The organism is Photorhabdus akhurstii (assembly GCF_019090985.1).
GTDB classification, from domain to species: domain Bacteria; phylum Pseudomonadota; class Gammaproteobacteria; order Enterobacterales; family Enterobacteriaceae; genus Photorhabdus; species Photorhabdus akhurstii.
Window position 1 is genome coordinate 5661546 of record NZ_CP020335.1, and the last position, 18704, is coordinate 5680249.

The 18704-nt window shown below is 41.9% G+C and carries 17 protein-coding genes; 7 read left to right on the forward strand and 10 right to left on the reverse strand.

Annotated elements, in window-relative coordinates; genetic code table 11:
• Window positions 1-58: 58 nt before the first annotated feature.
• Both tdh and kbl read right to left on the reverse strand, forming a co-directional pair.
• Window positions 59-1084 carry an L-threonine 3-dehydrogenase gene (gene tdh, locus B0X70_RS24595; protein ID WP_040149772.1) on the reverse strand — a complete coding sequence of 342 codons (1026 nt, stop codon included), beginning with the start codon at window positions 1082-1084 and terminating at the stop codon, window positions 59-61.
• Between the two features lie 9 nt (window positions 1085-1093).
• On the reverse strand, window positions 1094-2290 hold the full coding sequence (kbl, locus tag B0X70_RS24600) for a glycine C-acetyltransferase (RefSeq protein WP_217470586.1): 1197 nt from the start codon (window positions 2288-2290) through the stop codon (window positions 1094-1096).
• A gap of 233 nt (window positions 2291-2523) precedes the next feature.
• On the opposite strand from kbl, the gene rfaD reads away from it, so the two are divergent.
• From rfaD to rfaC, 3 genes are read left to right on the forward strand one after another with little or no spacing between them, the layout of a single operon-like run.
• Window positions 2524-3462, forward strand: a complete 939-nt coding sequence (rfaD, locus tag B0X70_RS24605; RefSeq protein ID WP_105397470.1) for an ADP-glyceromanno-heptose 6-epimerase — start codon at window positions 2524-2526, stop codon at window positions 3460-3462.
• A 10-nt stretch (window positions 3463-3472) separates the two neighbouring features.
• On the forward strand, window positions 3473-4519 hold the full coding sequence (rfaF, locus tag B0X70_RS24610) for an ADP-heptose--LPS heptosyltransferase RfaF (protein ID WP_217470587.1): 1047 nt from the start codon (window positions 3473-3475) through the stop codon (window positions 4517-4519).
• A complete protein-coding gene (gene rfaC, locus B0X70_RS24615; protein ID WP_217470588.1) occupies window positions 4519-5484 on the forward strand; it encodes a lipopolysaccharide heptosyltransferase RfaC in 966 nt (321 codons plus the stop codon). The genes rfaF and rfaC overlap by 1 nt, the downstream gene beginning before the upstream one ends.
• 361 nt (window positions 5485-5845) lie before the next feature.
• Here the strand turns inward: rfaC and B0X70_RS24620 are convergent, their stop codons facing one another.
• From B0X70_RS24620 to rfaQ, 4 genes are all read right to left on the reverse strand, one after another.
• Window positions 5846-6805, reverse strand: a complete 960-nt coding sequence (locus tag B0X70_RS24620) for a polysaccharide deacetylase family protein (RefSeq protein ID WP_217470589.1) — start codon at window positions 6803-6805, stop codon at window positions 5846-5848.
• A gap of 267 nt (window positions 6806-7072) precedes the next feature.
• On the reverse strand, window positions 7073-8176 hold the full coding sequence (locus B0X70_RS24625) for a glycosyltransferase (protein WP_217470590.1): 1104 nt from the start codon (window positions 8174-8176) through the stop codon (window positions 7073-7075).
• Window positions 8173-9303 carry a glycosyltransferase family 4 protein gene (locus tag B0X70_RS24630; protein ID WP_217470591.1) on the reverse strand — a complete coding sequence of 377 codons (1131 nt, stop codon included), beginning with the start codon at window positions 9301-9303 and terminating at the stop codon, window positions 8173-8175. The genes B0X70_RS24625 and B0X70_RS24630 overlap by 4 nt, the downstream gene beginning before the upstream one ends.
• Entirely contained in the window at window positions 9300-10364 is a 1065-nt protein-coding gene (gene rfaQ / locus B0X70_RS24635) for a putative lipopolysaccharide heptosyltransferase III (protein ID WP_217470592.1), read from the reverse strand. The genes B0X70_RS24630 and rfaQ overlap by 4 nt, the downstream gene beginning before the upstream one ends.
• A 222-nt stretch (window positions 10365-10586) precedes the next feature.
• On the opposite strand from rfaQ, the gene waaA reads away from it, so the two are divergent.
• The 3 genes from waaA to coaD are packed head-to-tail and all read left to right on the forward strand — an operon-like array spanning window position 10587 to window position 13120.
• Window positions 10587-11864, forward strand: a complete 1278-nt coding sequence (gene waaA / locus B0X70_RS24640) for a lipid IV(A) 3-deoxy-D-manno-octulosonic acid transferase (RefSeq protein ID WP_036811212.1) — start codon at window positions 10587-10589, stop codon at window positions 11862-11864.
• Window positions 11865-12638: a glycosyltransferase family 2 protein gene (locus tag B0X70_RS24645; RefSeq protein WP_217470593.1), complete on the forward strand. Its 774-nt coding sequence runs from the start codon at window positions 11865-11867 to the stop codon at window positions 12636-12638.
• Window positions 12638-13120 (forward strand): pantetheine-phosphate adenylyltransferase, encoded by a 483-nt coding sequence (gene coaD / locus B0X70_RS24650; RefSeq protein WP_046394902.1) that lies wholly within the window; start codon window positions 12638-12640, stop codon window positions 13118-13120. The genes B0X70_RS24645 and coaD overlap by 1 nt, the downstream gene beginning before the upstream one ends.
• Before the next feature lie 64 nt (window positions 13121-13184).
• On the opposite strand, the gene mutM is transcribed toward coaD, so the two are convergent.
• Window positions 13185-13994 (reverse strand): bifunctional DNA-formamidopyrimidine glycosylase/DNA-(apurinic or apyrimidinic site) lyase, encoded by an 810-nt coding sequence (mutM, locus tag B0X70_RS24655; RefSeq protein WP_036778519.1) that lies wholly within the window; start codon window positions 13992-13994, stop codon window positions 13185-13187.
• Between the two features lie 119 nt (window positions 13995-14113).
• Between mutM and rfaL the strand changes: the two genes are divergently transcribed.
• Window positions 14114-15331: an O-antigen ligase RfaL gene (rfaL, locus tag B0X70_RS24660; RefSeq protein WP_246593385.1), complete on the forward strand. Its 1218-nt coding sequence runs from the start codon at window positions 14114-14116 to the stop codon at window positions 15329-15331.
• A 33-nt stretch (window positions 15332-15364) separates the two neighbouring features.
• On the opposite strand, the gene B0X70_RS24665 is transcribed toward rfaL, so the two are convergent.
• Genes B0X70_RS24665 through B0X70_RS24675 form a run of 3 tightly spaced genes read right to left on the reverse strand, consistent with a single transcriptional unit; the run spans window position 15365 to window position 18642 of the window.
• The gene (locus B0X70_RS24665) at window positions 15365-16540 is read right to left on the reverse strand and encodes a glycosyltransferase family 4 protein (RefSeq protein WP_217470595.1); all 1176 of its coding nucleotides are present in this window, start codon (window positions 16538-16540) and stop codon (window positions 15365-15367) included.
• A complete protein-coding gene (locus B0X70_RS24670) occupies window positions 16521-17639 on the reverse strand; it encodes a glycosyltransferase family 4 protein (protein WP_217470596.1) in 1119 nt (372 codons plus the stop codon). The genes B0X70_RS24665 and B0X70_RS24670 overlap by 20 nt, the downstream gene beginning before the upstream one ends.
• Window positions 17620-18642 (reverse strand): glycosyltransferase family 9 protein, encoded by a 1023-nt coding sequence (locus B0X70_RS24675; RefSeq protein ID WP_217470597.1) that lies wholly within the window; start codon window positions 18640-18642, stop codon window positions 17620-17622. The genes B0X70_RS24670 and B0X70_RS24675 overlap by 20 nt, the downstream gene beginning before the upstream one ends.
• Window positions 18643-18704: the final 62 nt, after the last annotated feature.

Here is an 18704-nt window from a genome sequence, read left to right on the forward strand (position 1 = left end):
AATAGGCGCTCAAGAACTAAAAGCGCCTATTAATTTTAGTGATAACTGATTCGATCGGTTAATCCCAATTCAGAATAACTTTACCAGACTGCCCTGAACGCATGATGTCAAAGCCTTTCTGGAAATCATCAATAGAGAACCGGTGAGTGATAATGGGTGTCAGATCTAAACCAGACTGAATTAATGTAGCCATTTTATACCAGGTCTCAAACATTTCACGGCCATAAATACCTTTGATAAACAAGCCCTTGAAAATTACCTGATTCCAATCAATTGCCATATCTGATGGCGGAATGCCCAACAGTGCAACACGGCCGCCGTGATTCATGGTATTTAATAAGGTACGAAATGCTGCCGGAGCGCCGGACATTTCCAAACCAACATCAAAACCTTCCGTCATGCCCAATTCCGCCATGACATCGGTCAGATTTTCCTGACTGACGTTCACCGCACGGGTGACACCCATTTTACGTGCCAGCTCAAGGCGATATTCGTTAACGTCTGTGATAACAACATGACGCGCGCCAACATGTTTACACACTGCCGCAGCCATAATACCAATTGGGCCTGCACCAGAAACCAGCACATCTTCTCCAACCAGATCAAACGAAAGCGCGGTATGAACAGCATTGCCAAATGGGTCAAAAATAGAAGCCAGCTCATCAGAGATGTTATCTGGGATTTTGAACGCATTAAATGCAGGAATAACCAAGTATTGAGCAAAACAACCAGGGCGGTTTACCCCTACGCCAATGGTATTACGGCATAAGTGAGTACGGCCACCACGACAGTTACGGCAGTAACCACAAGTAATATGCCCTTCGCCAGACACCCGATCACCAATTTTAAAACCCTTTACTTCCTGACCAATAGCGACAACTTCACCAACATATTCATGACCAACAACCATTGGTACAGGAATTGTTTTTTGTGACCAATCATCCCAGTTATAGATGTGCACATCCGTACCACAAATCGCTGTTTTACGGATTTTGATCATCACATCATTGTGCCCCAACTCCGGCTCGGGCACATCGGTCATCCAGATGCCTTCTTCTGGTTTTAACTTTGACAATGCTTTCATAGAGATGCCTTATGCAATTACGCTCAATTGCTTACCAATTCGCGTGAACGCCGCAACTGCACGTTCAATTTGCTCTTCCGTATGCGCGGCTGACATTTGCGTGCGGATACGGGCCTGATTTTTAGGGACTACCGGATAGAAGAAACCGGTAACATAAATGCCTTCTTTCAATAATTCTGCGGCAAACTCCTGTGCCAATTTTGCATCGCCTAACATGACAGGAATAATAGCGTGGTCAGCCCCTGCTAACGTGAAACCTGCTGCGGTCATTTTTTCACGGAACAGATTAGCGTTCTTCCACAGACGATCACGCAATGCATCCCCCTCTTTCAGCATATCCAGCACCTTAATGGATGCCGCTACAATCGCCGGAGCCAGTGAGTTAGAGAACAGATATGGGCGTGAACGTTGGCGCAGCCACTCAACAACTTCTTTACGTGCCGCGGTATAGCCACCGGAAGCACCACCTAATGCTTTACCTAAAGTGCCGGTAATGATGTCAATACGATCCATAACGTCACAATATTCATGGGTACCACGGCCATGAGCACCAACAAAACCCACAGCATGGGAGTCATCCACCATGACCAGGGCATCAAATTCATCAGCCAGATCACAGATAGATTTCAAATCAGCAATCACACCATCCATCGAGAACACACCATCGGTTGCAATCACAATATGACGTGCATTATCTGCTTTGGCTTGTTTTAACTGTGCTCTCAGTTCCTGCATATCATTATTAGCATAGCGATAACGCTTCGCTTTACATAAACGGACACCATCAATAATAGAAGCGTGGTTCAACGCATCAGAGATAATGGCATCTTCCGGCCCAAACAACGTTTCAAATAAACCACCATTAGCATCAAAACAAGAAGAATAAAGAATGGCATCTTCCATACCCAAAAATTCTGCCAGCTTTTTCTCCAGCTCTTTATGAGTATCCTGAGTTCCACAAATAAAACGAACAGAGGCCATACCAAAACCGTGGCTATCCATCCCAGCTTTAGCAGTGGCAATCAGCTCAGGGTGATTAGCCAAACCTAAATAGTTATTTGCACAGAAGTTAATAACGTGGCTGCCATCGGCTACAGCAATGTCAGCATTTTGTGCAGAAGTGATGATACGTTCATTTTTGAACAACCCTTCCGAATGGGCTTGTTCTAATTGTTCATTAATTTGCTGATAAAATGATGCTGACATTTATTTTCTCCTGATTTATAAATGAAGGGTCGTTAGATATTTTACTCATTGATCAGGCTACTGACGACACTATCAGGCAGATAATATTAACTTTGCTGTATCCGTCACGTCATGCGACCTGAATTACCATGATATTTCAGTATATTCCCCTGCTTAAGCTGCTGTCGTCATGGATGTTAGATGTTATTATAGACGCAATTTGCTTCATTAACCCGATTGTAGAGGTGAGTCGGATGATTATTGTCACTGGCGGTGCTGGATTTATTGGCAGCAATATTGTCAAAGCACTAAATGACGAAGGATATAAAGATATTCTGGTCGTGGATAATCTAAAAGATGGTACTAAGTTCACCAATCTGGTTGACTTGGATATTGCTGATTACATGGACAAGGAAGAGTTTATTGCCAGTATTCTGGCCGGTGATGATTTCGGTGATATTGACGCTATTTTCCATGAAGGCGCTTGTTCATCCACAACCGAGTGGGACGGCAAATATATGATGGATAATAACTATCAATATTCCAAAGAATTGCTGCACTATTGCCTTGAACGCGGCACTCCTTTCCTGTACGCCTCCTCAGCAGCAACCTATGGCGGCCGCACTGATAATTTTATCGAAGAGCGTCAGTATGAGAAACCACTCAACGTTTATGGTTACTCTAAGTTTCTATTCGACCAATACGTCCGGGAAATCCTGCCTCAAGCTGATTCACAAATTTGTGGTTTCCGTTATTTCAATGTATATGGACCACGTGAAGGGCACAAAGGGAGTATGGCGAGTGTCGCCTTTCATCTGAACAATCAAATCAATCAGGGACAAAGCCCAAAACTCTTCGCTGGCAGTGAAGGCTTTCAACGTGATTTTATCTATGTTGGTGATGCCGCGGCGGTTAATCTTTGGTTCTGGAAAAACGGCGTTTCCGGGATTTATAACTGTGGAACGGGTCGTGCTGAGTCTTTCCAGGCGGTTGCAGATGCGGTTGTTGAATTCCATAAAGATAAATCACTACCTGTTGAGCGTATTGATTTCCCAGAACATTTGAAAGGCCGTTATCAGCGTTTCACGCAAGCAGATCTGACTAAACTTCGGGCGGCGGGTTATGATAAACCATTCAAAACCGTTGCCGAAGGAGTAACGGAATATATGCATTGGCTTAATCAGGATAAATAATCTACTCGCTATGAAAATATTGGTGATCGGCCCTTCGTGGGTGGGTGACATGATGATGTCGCAGAGCCTTTACCGGACATTAAAGGCTTTGCATCCTAATGCAGAAATTGATGTGATGGCCCCAGCCTGGTGCCGCCCACTGCTGGACAAAATGCCGGAGGTCAATCAAGCATTGGCTATGCCGTTAGGTCATGGCGCATTAGCACTAGGCGAACGCCGTCGTTTGGGGGTCGCCCTGCGTGAACGTAAATATAATCGCGCTTATGTGCTACCAAATTCTTTCAAATCTGCCTTGGTGCCTTTTTTCGCCAATATTCCTCTGCGCACTGGGTGGCGCGGTGAAATGAGATATGGATTGCTCAATGATATTCGCACATTGAATAAAGAAGCCTTCCCATTAATGGTTCAACGCTATGCCGCATTGGCTTACGATGCAAAACCCAGTAGTGCGGCAGACCTGCCTCAACCACTTTGGCCTCAACTAGATGTCAGTGATGAAGATATTGCTGAATCCACCGCGGCATTCAATATTTCTGATCATCGGCCTATCATCGGTTTCTGCCCCGGCGCAGAATTTGGCCCGGCGAAACGCTGGCCGCATTATCACTATGCCGCGTTGGCTCAACAGCTTATTACTCAAAAGGGCTATCAAATTCTGCTATTTGGCTCAGCCAAAGATCACGAAGGTGGAGAGGATATCCGCAAGTCACTGACGGAAGAAGCTCGTGAACACTGTATTAATCTTGCCGGACAAACCTCTCTTGAACAGGCAGTCAATATTATCGCCGCCTGTGATGCTATTGTGACCAACGATTCTGGTTTAATGCATGTTGCCGCAGCGCTTAATCGCCCTCTGGTTGCACTTTACGGCCCAAGTAGCCCAGATTTTACCCCACCATTATCCGATAAAGCGGAAATTATCCGTCTCATTACTGGCTATCATAAAGTCAGAAAAGGCGACAGCGCACATGGCTATCATCAGAGTCTGATTGATATCCAACCAGAGCAGGTGATAGCTTCCCTGGAAAAATTATTACAAGCGGAGAACCAGAGTTAATGCGGGTTTTACTGGTTAAAACTTCTTCTATGGGCGACGTCCTCCACTCGCTCCCTGCACTGACGGATGCAGAAAAAAGCTTACCTGACGTCCGTTTTGATTGGGTAGTAGAGGAAGGTTTTGCCCAAATCCCTGGCTGGCACAGCACTGTTGATCACATTATTCCTGTTGCTATTCGCCGCTGGCGTAAAAACTGGTTTAGTCCAGAAATTCGTACAGAACGCCGTTTATTCAGAGAAAAATTAAAATTACATCAATATGATGCCATCATCGATGCTCAAGGGTTATTGAAAAGCGCATTTTTAGTCACTCGATTAGCTTATGGCCCTAAACATGGTTACGACCGCAAAAGTATCCGTGAGCCATTAGCAAGTTTCTTTTATGATTATTGTCATGCAGTCAGCAAGCAACAGCACGCCGTAGAACGTATCCGGGAACTGTTTGCTGTCAGCCTGGGTTATACCAAACCGGCAGCACAGGGCGATTATGGGATTGCCCGTCATTTTCTGAATCAGCCCCCAGAAAACCAGAGCAATTATCTGGTTTTTCTTCATGCTACAACTCGCGATGAAAAACATTGGCCGGAAAGCCATTGGCGACAACTTATTACCGAAATTCAGCCGACAGGTGTACGAATTAAGCTCCCTTGGGGCGCAGAACATGAATACCAACGTGCGCTGAGACTGGCAAAAAACTTCCCTCATGTGGAAGTACTACCAAAGCTGACTTTGGCACAAGTGGCCCAAGAGTTGGCCGGTGCAAAAGCGGTTGTTTCTGTTGATACTGGCCTGAGCCACCTCACTGCCGCATTGGATCGCCCTAATATCACGTTGTTTGGTCCGACAGATCCAGGACTAATTGGTGGCTATGGCAAAGAACAAATATCGTTAAAAGCGGGGGATGGGAATATCAAAAGTATTACCCCATCGAAGGTATTAACTCATCTTCAAAAAAATATTGGCTGATTAATGATTAAATATGAGGCGTTTCTGGTAGACGCCTAATTTTTTAGTTGTTAACTGAAAACAGATAATTCGCTATAAACCCTACCCCATATTATCTATTTTCCTATTCAAACGCTAAAATAAGCGATTTATAATAGATTTAAATAATTCCAAATTAGTTTAATAATATAAATATATTATTAAAACTGTTTTTATCGTAAATTATATTATACAAAATTGCTTTCAATTTAATCTTATTAATAAAATGAAATCTAATTTAAAAAAACAATACATTTAACACTTAACCTAATTTAGGCAGTATTATCTGCCCAAAATTAAGTGAATCTCTATTAATATCTTTATGTTAATTTTATTTTATTAATCACGATGACTTTTTAAATTGATAATATTCAGCCAATGTCATTCCTTTAACCTGTGGCTGTAAGTAGTTAAATAGTGCCTCTAGATCCTGATAAAGTAATTCAATCTGCTCTTCATTTTTAAATGTCGGGCTACCACCAGGCATAAATTCAGATGAATGCAGCATAAATTCAACATAATCACAGCCTTCTGCTAATGTCTGCTGGACCACCCTTTTCATTTGTTCCAGATTGCCTCCCTTTGGTCTTAGCCAGTTAACAGATGGAGAACGCTGTTTCCCACGTAAGCTGTCATATTTCTGTTTAAGGAAATTCATCAACGGAGGATGTTTATATTGAATACTCATAGGGACTTCCAGCAAAGAAGAATCCCCCTCTTTAGCAATATTCTGCAAGTCCATAAAATAGGCATAAGATGGAAAGTAACGATAATCAGTTCCACCGTTGCCATTAGGATCGCCTTTGGTGAAACGCCAATTAACCCGTGGTGTTACTGAACAATCGACTTGATACCCATATTCCACCAGCAATTCAGCATAATATTCATTAAATGCCCAACGACCTGCCCGATGGCTTAACATTTTAACCTGTAGTTTGTCTTCCAATAACTTAGTCATGAGATCAACTTTGGCTCTAACTTGTTCTTTTGGAAATTCAATCAGATAAGGTTTATAACGCATGTCATCGTCTGTAAGAGGAACAAGTGGTGGGTTATTCCAGGCATGTAAATGCATACCAATCTCCCCCTGTCCTCTGGCAATAATATCTTTGGCAAATTCAATGTATAAATCATCCATTGCCATTTCATAGTTCGTCAACCAAACTGGCTTAAAACCAAAATGCTCACATAAATGCTGAAATCTTGGTAAATAATAGGTATTTTTTGTCGAGATCTGACCGTGATTTTGCCACAGGTCATCGCCCTCAGTATCAATAGTGATAATAAATGCAGGTCGAGTCATCAGAATATGCCCACAATAGAATAAAATGATGGCTTTATAGTACGCAGATCTATAAAATAGTGCAATTCTCTTATCATCTATATAGTAGCTCTATATCCCATTGAATTCTATATTTCGTATTTAATCCTATCAGTAAGAAACGTTATAAAATGAAATCCTAGATCTTTCAGAAAGTTGTTTTTTTACTATTAAGCTCTCCTAATTTCTAAGATTTTCATTCATTAATTTATCTAAATAATCACTCTCAAAAAACGCATATAACCACTCTTACCTATTCATTAAGAATAGATATTTTACCAAAATAATATCTAAATCAAACTTCTTATACATATCCTCTGTAATTACAGGCGGTTCATAGCAGACAAACTTCATTTTCTCTGCAAGCGAATCAACTGTCAGCTCTGATTTATATTTTTCCAGCTCACCAACCATAATTTCATTGATTCCACCAGGACACATCGTGCTAACAATTGGCGTATCACAAATCAATGATTCAATCAGTACATTACCTAATCCCTCGCTATCAGAACTCAAGACAACCGCTTTAGCTCCACGGATAACAGGTAATGGATTTTCGAGGAATCCCGTTAAAATCACTTTAGACTGTAAGTTTAAATCCACAATTTTCTGCTTTATCTGTTGAGTAATAACCTCATCTCCGTGACCAACAATCAATAACTTACACGGAATATCTGCTTGCGCAAACGCTTCTAATAAACGATCATGCCGCTTAACCCGGTGAAATCTACCAACATGCAATAAATAGTTTTCATCCGCATAAGGGTTATTTTGCAGTGATTTTTGTTTAATATCTGGGATATTAAAAGGATTATAAATTGTCACCATTTCATTAGGAGTAAGTGACAAATTATTTTTTAAATCTCTCCCTACAGCATCAGATACACAAATTAAATTCCGGTTATTATATGTCCACTTGATTTTTTGTTTCTTGATCCAACGAGATAATCCCGTTTTATTACCAAGATATGAATTTGAAAATACCCCATGAATACAAAACCATACATTTAACCCCGCTAACACTTTTGATTGCACGACAATACGATCAGTTTTATGCAAGTTTGAGACAATCAATGCAGGGATGCCCTTGCGAAGAAAAACTTTTTCTAAAACCTTATCCATAGATTTAGCCCTACGGCAAATCTCAGTCTGTCTTCTAAAAGGCCCTTTGTACCTATCAGCATCAATGATCAGTTCAATACCATCAGGTATCGAATATTCACATTTCTCCGCCAAAGAGAGCAACGTAACATCATATCCCCTCTGTTGCAGACCATCACAAAGCCGGATAGTGACATTTTCTGCACCGCCACCAGGTAATCCATCAATGATAAATAATATATGTCCTTTCATGATGAAAGCACCTTTTCGTATAATCCAATGAGCTGTTGTGATAAATGTTCCGGTGTATAACAGAGTATTCCCGTTCTCGCTAATTCTGACATTTTATTATTCAAATGATTTGAAGGCGTATTCTGAATCGCTTCCGTAATATCTGAAATAGCCAAGGCATCACATACAAACCCGTTACTCCCAGAGTTAATAAATTCAGCGCCGCCACATGTCGTACTGGTTATTACCGGAAGCCCGCAAGCCATCGCCTCCAGTATCACATTTGGAAACGGATCATATAAGGTCGGCAACAACAAGCCATCTGCAAGCTGATAAAAGGGCAACGTCTTTTTTTGAATACCCATAAATCTAATTCGCCCATTGCATCCCAGCGAGTTAGCTAACTGCTTGTATTTCTTCTCTTCTTTATCTTGCCCTACAACTATCAAATAGGCATCAGTCGCACTCACTGCCTGAATCGCTGCTTTTAATCCCTTTCGCTCAAACCCCGAACCAACATAAACTAAACATTTAGCCTGTACGGGAAGGTTATGTTCTTTCCTTAATTGTATTCTCTGAGATTCAGTTGCAGGAAAAAATTGTTTATTGTCTATCGAATTATAAATAACCGATATTTTTTCCTCAGAAAGCCCAAAATCTGTCATGACCTCCCTTTTTACCATTTCCGAGTTACAGATAACCATTTTTAATTCTGGCGCCGAATACATCTTTTGTTCAGCATCCATTACATAACGATGGTAACGACTCGTAAAAAGCAATTTGCTTCGCCAAGGAGATAAAACACGCGCACGCTGCTGTAGCCAGCGCTGATGAACGCCATCACCCGCACGATAAATATCGCAACCAGCAATACGTTCATGACTTTGAACAAGATCAAACTGCTCTTTTTCCCATATTACTTTGGCTGCTTTAGCAAATCCTCTCTCACGGCTGATGCGTCCCCATTTATGAGGATTTGCTAAATGCACATGCCAATCAGGATTAACATCTCCCTGCCAGGAACGTGTAATAACGTTAAGCTCCAAATTTTCATTTCCCAAAGCTTCTAAGGCGCGGGAGACAAAACGTTCTGCACCACCATCCGGACGATATTTCTGCCGAACAATCGCAAGACGTACTAATTTCATAATAAATTTCTCCGGGCGGCTGCAATAACCATATCACTGGGAATGACATTCAGATAACGTATATCCGTTTTAGTATCAACATCATCAGGATCAGGTAAATCACCATAATCACCAGCCCAAATAACTTCACCTTTCGCTTCCCACGGACGCCAGAATACTAACTTTGATGGCCCAAATAAAGCGATAGCCGGTGTTTTCAACGCAGCAGCCATATGCATAGCAACGGAATCCATCCCTATGAATAAATTAGCCCCCTCAATCAGCACTGCAAGTTGCGGTAAAGTTAACTGGCCAGCAAAAGAAACTACTCTTTCTTTTGGACAGTTTGCTAAAATCTTCTCCACCATCTCCTCCTCCTTACGATCTGGCCCGGAGGTAACAACAATTGTCCAACCATCAGACTGCAATACACTAATCGTTTCACTCATCTTTTTTTCATCCCAGCATTTAAAAAGCCAGCGGGATGTTGGTTGCACAACAATATATTTTTGATTCACACCATGCTTACCAAGAAGCGCCAAAACAATCTCTTTATCCTCCTTACAGTAACTCATCGTCACTTTAGTGTTGATCAATGGAAGATTTAACAACGAAAGAGCTGACAAATTCTGCTCAACAATATGCAAAAACCGGCTATGCTCTGTCGGAACAAGATTTGTGAAACATTTTTTCCAAAACAGGCCTCGTCGTTTTACTAAATCAAACCCAATACGCACTTTTGCGCCAGTAAATCGTGCCACAAATGCACTATACCATTGATCAGCTAGATTAATAACCAAGTCGTATTGACGATATCTTAATCGTCTAAGCAATCTCCATCCATGACCAAGATGTGCTTTGGTTCCTTGTTTTTTCCATTGTCTATCTATAGAAAATAGATTATCTACAGAAGAAAAATCAGCCAATATTGGTTCGGTTTCTTTGTAGAGTAAAACATCAATTTCCACCTCAGGATAATTATCCTTAAGGGTATTAATAACTGGTGTAATTAATAATACATCACCATGATGTCGTAACTTTATTATCAGAATACGGTCAAATTGAGCGTGTAATTTACTCATTGCATTCCCAGTATAAAGATAAACGAAAAAGCTGCCGCGACCATGTGCAGAAGCTGCAAAAAATCCGTGCTACTTTCATATTAATAGAAGCACGATCTTGCCTAAAAATCCTAATTTACCTTTCTAATTCTGTTCAGATTCTAGAAGCCATACGCATTTTCATACTTTCTTTGAAGCAATGTGATACTATTGGCGCTAATTTATGTAAATGAATTTGATAGAATGTTACTGCGTTTATATCAGGTACTTCTCTACCTTATCCAACCTCTGATTTGGTTGCGTTTATTGCTCCGCAGTCGCCAAGCCCCGGCTTACCGTCAACGCTGGGGTGAACGCTATGGTTTCTGTGCTGGTAAAGTTGCCGCTGGAGGCATCCTGCTCCATTCCGTTTCCGTGGGTGAGACGCTGGCCGCAATCCCTTTAGTCAGAGCCTTGCGCCATCACTACCCTTTTTTACCCATTACCGTGACAACGATGACGCCAACAGGCTCAGAAAGGGTGCTTTCTGCTCTGGGAAATGATGTTAATCATGTCTATTTGCCATACGATCTTCCCGGTTCTATGGAGCGCTTCCTCAATCAAGTTAATCCAAAGTTAGTCATTATCATGGAAACAGAACTTTGGCCTAATCTGATTTTCCAACTTCACCAACGCAACATTCCTCTGGTCATTGCTAATGCCCGTTTGTCCGCACGTTCCGCTGCGGGATACCAAAAAGTAGGGAATTTCGTAAAAACAATTTTGCGTAGCATTACCTTGATTGCCGCTCAGAATCCAGAAGATGGTGAACGCTTTATTGAACTGGGTTTAAAACGCTCTCAACTGACTATTACCGGCAGTTTGAAATTCGATATCTCAGTAACGCCTGAATTGGCCGCTAAAGCCGTGACATTACGGCGCCAATGGGCTGCTCGTCGGCCTGTCTGGATAGCCACCAGCACCCATGATGGGGAAGAGAGTATTATTCTAGATGCTCATTGCAAGTTACTGAAACAGTGTCCAAGCCTGTTATTGATCCTAGTTCCTCGTCATCCTGAACGTTTTATTAAAGCGGAAGAGTTAACCAAGAAAGCTGGACTCAGCTATATTCTTCGCAGTTCTGATAAAATCCCTGACGCCAATATTCAGGTTGTTATCGGCGATACAATGGGTGAATTGATGCTGCTTTATGGTATTGCCGATCTGGCCTTTGTTGGCGGCAGTCTGGTTGAACGTGGCGGTCACAACCCGCTAGAAGCGGCAGCCCATGCTATTCCGGTGCTAATGGGTCCACATACCTTTAACTTTAAAGATATCTGCGCCAAGCTGAATCAAGCTAATGGTCTGATTACCGTTTCGGACAGCCACTCTTTGTTCACCGAGATCAACAGCTTACTGACTGACGAAGATTATCGCCTGTATTATGGTCGCCACGCAGCAGAAGTGCTGCATGAAAATCAAGGCGCTCTTCAACGCCTGCTTAAACTGCTGGAACCCTATCTCCCACCTCGGAGCCACTGAATGAGTGACAAAAAACGTCTTTCCGTTGTCATGATCGCCAAGAATTCAGCGGATCTGATAGCAGATTGTCTTACCTCAGTCCATTGGGCTGATGAAATCATCGTGCTCGATTCTGGTAGTTCAGACGATACTTGCCAGATAGCACAGGCAATGGGTGCAAAAGTATTTTCCAACACAGAATGGCACGGGTTTGGTCGTCAGCGTCAGCTAGCTCAGCAATATGCCTCTGGCGATTATATTTTTATGATCGATACTGATGAGCGTGTAACACCAGAACTCAGAGCATCCATAGAACAAGCTCTAACACATGCTGATAACAGTAAAGTCTACAGTTGCGCCCGCCGGAATCTATTTCTTGGCCGTTTCATGAAACACAGTGGCTGGTACCCGGATCGCGTCATCCGCCTCTATGCCCGTGGCCGTTATCAATACAATAACAATCAGGTTCATGAATCCCTTGAAACCAATGGCTCGCCGGTTGTCACTCTGCAAGGGGATTTACTTCATCTTACTTGCCGTGATCTGATGGAATTTCAGAGAAAACAACTAAATTATGCTAAAGCCTGGGCAGAACAGCGCTATGAACAAGGTAAACAGTGCGGTTATTTCTCAATTTTCAGTCACACTTTTGGGGCTTTTTTTAAAACCTGGTTGTTGCGAGCTGGCTTTCTTGATGGTAAACAAGGATTAGTACTGGCTATTGTCAATGCTCAATATACGTTTAATAAATACGTCGCGTTGTGGGAAAAGAGACAACAGAAGGGTAAAAATTGATGAAAACAAAAGCTATTTATCCCGGAACATTTGATCCTGTCACCTACGGCCATATTGATATCGTCACCCGCGCCGCAGATATGTTTGACCACGTTCTATTTGCTATCGCCAATAGTGCCAGAAAGAATCCTATGTTTACTCTGGATGAGCGCATTACTCTGGCAAAAGAGGTGACCTCACATCTGGATAATGTGGAAGTGGTGGGTTTTTGTGAATTGATGGCTAATTTCGCCAAAAAACAGCAAGCCAATATCCTTATCCGTGGCCTTCGTTCAGTATCTGATTTTGAGTATGAATGGCAGCTTGCTAATATGAACCGCCACTTTATGCCCGAATTAGAGAGTGTTTTTCTGCTGCCATCACAAAATCTCTCGTTTGTCTCTTCATCCTTGATTAAAGATGTCGCTCTCCACGATGGCGATATCTCATCATTCCTACCAGAGCCTGTCGCCCAAGCCATGCTAAAAAAACTGGGCAAGTAATTTACTCTATTCACTGGAGGCGGATACTCCCTATGCAACGCCTCCCCTAACTATCCGATATCAACTAATACTGACAGTGACGGCAAAAGAAAGTACTGCGCTGCCCAAGCTTAATACTCTCTATTTTTTCACCACAAATTCGGCATGGCTCTCCTGCTCTACCATAAACAAACAATTCCTGAGCAAAATAGCCCGGTTTACCATCAGATTGCAGGAAATCTCTGAGTGTCGTACCACCCTGCTCAATAGATCGTTGTAGAACTTTCTTAATCGTTTCCGCCAGTAAGTTGGCTTCACGCTCAGTTAAAGTCTGCGCGGGACGATCAGGCTGAATATGGGCAGTAAACAACGCCTCATTTGCATAGATATTACCGACTCCAACAACCAGTTTGTTATCCATTAGCCAGGGCTTAATCAAGGTTTTTTTCTTATTTGACCGGGTGTAAAGATAAGAGCCGTTAAAATCATTAGAAAGTGGCTCCGGCCCCAAATGAGCCAATACCGAGCACCGTTCAAGATCATCGCTCCATAACCACGCCCCAAATCGTCTGGGATCGGTATAACGCAAAACCTTACCATCTGCCATCACTAAATCCACATGATCGTGTTTCTCCGCAGGGCGCTCCTCTGGCAAGATACGCAAACTGCCCGACATTCCCAAATGGACAATAATCCAACCATTTGCCAGTTCAATCAGCAAATATTTGGCACGGCGTTGAATGCTAAGCACAAGCTGGTCACTCAATTTCATAATTTCTTCCGCCACCGGCCAACGTAACCGACCATTCCTGACTACCGCATACTGGATCACATTCCCTACCAGATGTGGCTCTATTCCTCTCCGGCTGGTTTCTACTTCTGGTAGTTCTGGCATGGTAATAACTCCTAACTATGTATATTGTTTCAACTCTATTGCATCTGAGCAGATTAAGATAATCTTTTCATGTATTATTTCCAACCAAACTCAACAGAAACGAAAGCAGATTGATGAATATGTTTAATATTAAAAGTCGTGATAAAAGATCATTATGGAATCTATCCATCATTGGGATTTATATAGCCCTTGTTTATCTGCCCGATATAACGAGATATAAAAACCTGGTTATCGCCCTTATTGGCATTACAGCACTAACCTATCTGGTGACAGATTTTCGTCAAGTGATGCGTTCCATGCGTAGTTCACTATTTCTGTCCATTTTGTTATTCGTTTTAGCCATGTTCTATTCAGTGGCGATTTCCGTCGATCCGGCATTGAGTTTTAAGGATATGAATAAACCCATCCTGAATGGGCTGTTATTGTTCAGTTTTACTTTTCCTGTTGTCCTGTACAAAGAAAACAAAGAAAGTATTGCCAAGATGATTTTGTACTCATTTGCCATTGGTATGCTGGCAATATGCCTCACTGATATTGGTAAATACATTATTAACTACAATAAAGGTGAAATGCCTTTTACCAACTTCAACCATCGAGAATTTTCTTACGGCTTTATTTTCTATTTCCCCATCTTACTGTGTACTTGGGCATTGTGGAAGAAACATACCTTAGTGAGTTGGCTAATACTGGCTGTTGCTTCCGCTATCAGTCTGTTTTTGCTATTAGGTACCTTAGCCCGTGGCGCTTGGGTCGCCGTTGCCGTCATCACTGCTTTTATCATCATCATTAATCGTGAATGGAAACTGACCATAATAGCGAGTTTAATCCTTAGTTTTTCAGTTTTACTTTCTCAAACTACGATCATAGCTAATGAAAATACTAAATTATTATTTTGGAAGCTGACTCAAACTGATAGCAGCCATCGTTATAAAAATGGCACACAGGGTGCTGCTTTTGAGTTGATTCAAGAAAACCCGATTAAAGGCTACGGTTTTGGCAATAAAGTCTATCACAAGGTCTACAATGAACGAGCTGTTGACTATCCAGACTGGATATATCGCACATCTATCGGCCCCCATAATATCTTTCTGGCACTCTGGTTTGCCGGTGGAATCATTGGTTTGATTACCACTTTGCTGATGACCTTTTCAGCGCTATACACGGGTAGCCATATTATTAGCCGTAACAATGGCGTAATAAAGCAGGCCAGTATTATTCTACTGACGGGATTTATCGGATTATTTATCGTCCGAGGAGCCTTTGAAAATACCTATATCAATGAGATAGGTATTCTATTCGGTCTGATGATTGCTCTACATCAGCAGAAAAACGATTAACCAGACATCTCGACTATACTATCAAACCGATTATTATGCAGAAATATCCCTTGATATTGTCTGCATAATAAGCTTCGCTCGCTGTTCCCAATTAAAACGCACTGTCACCAACATTTTCGCATAACTGACTTGTGACTTAACTTTCTCTGGATTATCTCTTATTAACTGAATCTGCTGAGCAAAACTCTCCGCATTCTCACTGTCAGCAAAACTGACCGCATTTTCATCAACCACATCACGAATCGAAGGAAAATCGGAGATAACCACCGGCTTATCCATCGCCATATATTCAAATAGTTTCAGTGGCGAAGTATAGCGACTGCCAATGCTAGTTTTAGTTAATGGCAACAGACAAATATCATTATCTGCAATTATCTGAAAACGTAATTTAGGTTGAATAAATCCAAGAAAATTGATTTTATCGCCAACCCCCATTTGCTGAGCAATCTGTCGTAATTGCTGAATTTGCTCTGGTTCACCACCAGCAATATTCAATATTGCATTCTCAAGGTAAGCCATCGCTTTGATCGCCGTAGGAACACCTTTCCAATGATGCAAACTGCCCAAATAAAGGATCTGGGTTGGTAATTCACCGTCGTCTGATATACGTTTATCTAATGACACCGATTCGACTGCCCGCAGATCCACACCATCCGGCGCAACAACTATTGGTATGCTGACATTGTATTCACTAATAATATCATCACGGAGTAACGACGTCAGAGCGAAAACAATCCTGGACTGACGATAAACAAAGTGCTCGATTTCTCTCAGCTTCTGATACTTACGCTGATTTTTATTTTTACTTAAATCATGAGATTCTTTAAATGATTGGGCAAAAATCTCATGACTCTCAAAAAACAGCGGAATTTCTGGATGTTCACATAATAAATACTTTGCCATTTTCAGATTACGGGTAAAAACGGCATCTACCTCATTTCTCTTCAACCAATGGGAAACCTGGAAATAGAACATTTTTTGGGTATTGAATGGAAAATACCATTTACGCCGAATATTGCGTAAAGAGATCAGCTTAGCTGATGGTGATAATGAACGTCCCAAGATCTCCTCTGCGGTATTTTTACCTTCAGGCGTAACCAGATATATGCTAGCTCCCTGGCGAGCAAACGCATCAACATTCTGCAAAATTTGCAATGATGCTACCCGATAATCAGGAACCGGATAGGGATCAATATAGGCAATTTTCATTATTTATCGCTTTTAGTAAACGATTTGCCGAATGCTCCCAGGTATACATTGTTTCAATCCGTTGACGAGCTGCTTTGCCCATGTTTTGCCCCCTGTCTGGTTGAGACAATAAAAAATTAACCGCATCGACAATTGCTGAAACATCTCCTGGCGTAACCAAAATACCTGAATTACTTTCATTACCGACAACTTCCGGTATGCCTCCGATATAACTGGCAATAACCGGCCTGCCACACGCCATCGCTTCCGCAATCGTAATCCCAAACGCTTCGTCACCAATACTGGGGAAAATCCCCGCATCACCAGCAGCATAATATTCAGGCAACTGATCATGCCCTACAGGTGGATGGAAGATGACCTGTTCTTCCAGCCGCAGTGCTGCAACCCGCGTTTCCAAGCATTTCAGATCTTCACCTGATCCGATAATCAGCAATTTAATGTCTTTATCCTGTAGTTGAGCCATTGCATCAATAGCCACATGTATGCCTTTCCAGCCAACCAACCGCCCGGCAAAGGTCAGCAAAAATGTTTTATCGCTGATCCCAAGACGAGTTCTGACAGAAGAGTCTATCGGCCTGAATTTATTAATATCAACACCATTGTAAATCACCTTCGGAAATTGTTTAAAATGGTGCTGAATCTGCCAGGCATTAAAATGGCTGCATGCCACCCAAGCTGAAATTCGCTTACTCAGCTTTCTGTCGCCCTTGAAAAAACTAGTGCCACCGCTCATATAGCAAAATTTGGTGCGACTCTCTTTTGGCATCATTCGAGGCCAGAAAAAATCAAATGGCTTCGTCAGAATAATCCAGTCAAAATCTTCAGTAACAACTGTACCGCGAGCATGGCGAGCAAACGAGTAACGTTCAATAATACGTTGGAAACGTCGACCAATATTAATTACTTTCTCTCTGGGAATAAATGGAAAAGTATGAACTTGGATTGCTCTTCCATTGAGCTCTGGCTGGACATCACCCTTGCCGCCAAAAATATGGATCTCATGCCCGGCATCAGTCAACGCTTTCGCAAGTTCCCAGACTGCCGTCTGAATACCACCGTAAGACATAGTTACAGTGACATCAACTAAACCTATTTTCATCTTTTCTTCCTGACGACGTAGTTTCTAGTAACTTTTGCGTTGCCTGCCAGACTTGTTCAACAGATATTGCAGACATCGAGTCTTTGCGGGTGGCTTGCATATAGTGAACCGGATGTTCAATAACCGCCAAATGTGAATGCTGTTGAGGCGCTAAAAAACGGCCTGGATGAAAACTATGATACATAGCAACCATCGGGATACCCAATGCACCAGCTAAGTGTGTCGGCCCTGTATCAACACCAACATACAAATCAAGTCTACTCATTATTGCTGCATTCTGTCGCATTGTTAGTCTACCAACCAATGAAGTACACTTTTCAGCCCCTAATCTTTTTGCCAGTGACTGTGCAGCAATTTTACCGTCAGTACTGCCTAATAACATAATATGCGACTGGGGATAACGGCTATAAATGTGTTGCGCTAATTGGTAAAAATGTTCAACCGGCCAATCACGATAAGCTTTTGCCGGGAAGCTTTGTAACTGAAAACCAATCAGGAGTTTATTCTCTAAATGATACTGCCGCATAAAACCATCAGCAAAATGTAACTCCTTTTCACTCACACAATAATTCAACCGCCAGTCACTTACCTCAACATCTACCGCACCAGCAAGCATGGCCCGTTCCTGTTGAGCTGGCATCAGCACCTTTGGCTTTTCCACAGTTAGCCAATCAGATTGCAACGTGGACTTATCTGAAAACGAAACTGTTAAGCACGATTTACGTTTTGCATACTGTAATAAAGGTTTATCGTCACTATAGACTAAAGCCGGGTCATAATGTTTACGGGTAAACCAACCATACCATTTTGCCTTACTTTTCGAAAAAGCAGTCAATTTATTGATATCATTTATATTTTCAAGGATCTGTTTAGTCCTTTTATGAGCCATAACGTCAATATTCACACTAGGCCATTTCTGCTTTAAAGCACGAATCACCGGCATTACCAATAAGGTATCACCGAAACGTGCTACAACAATGACCAGAATATTTTTGATCTGCATAAGACAATTATCTAATTAATCTGCTATAAAATTCAACAAAATATACAAAAAAACTATTTTGT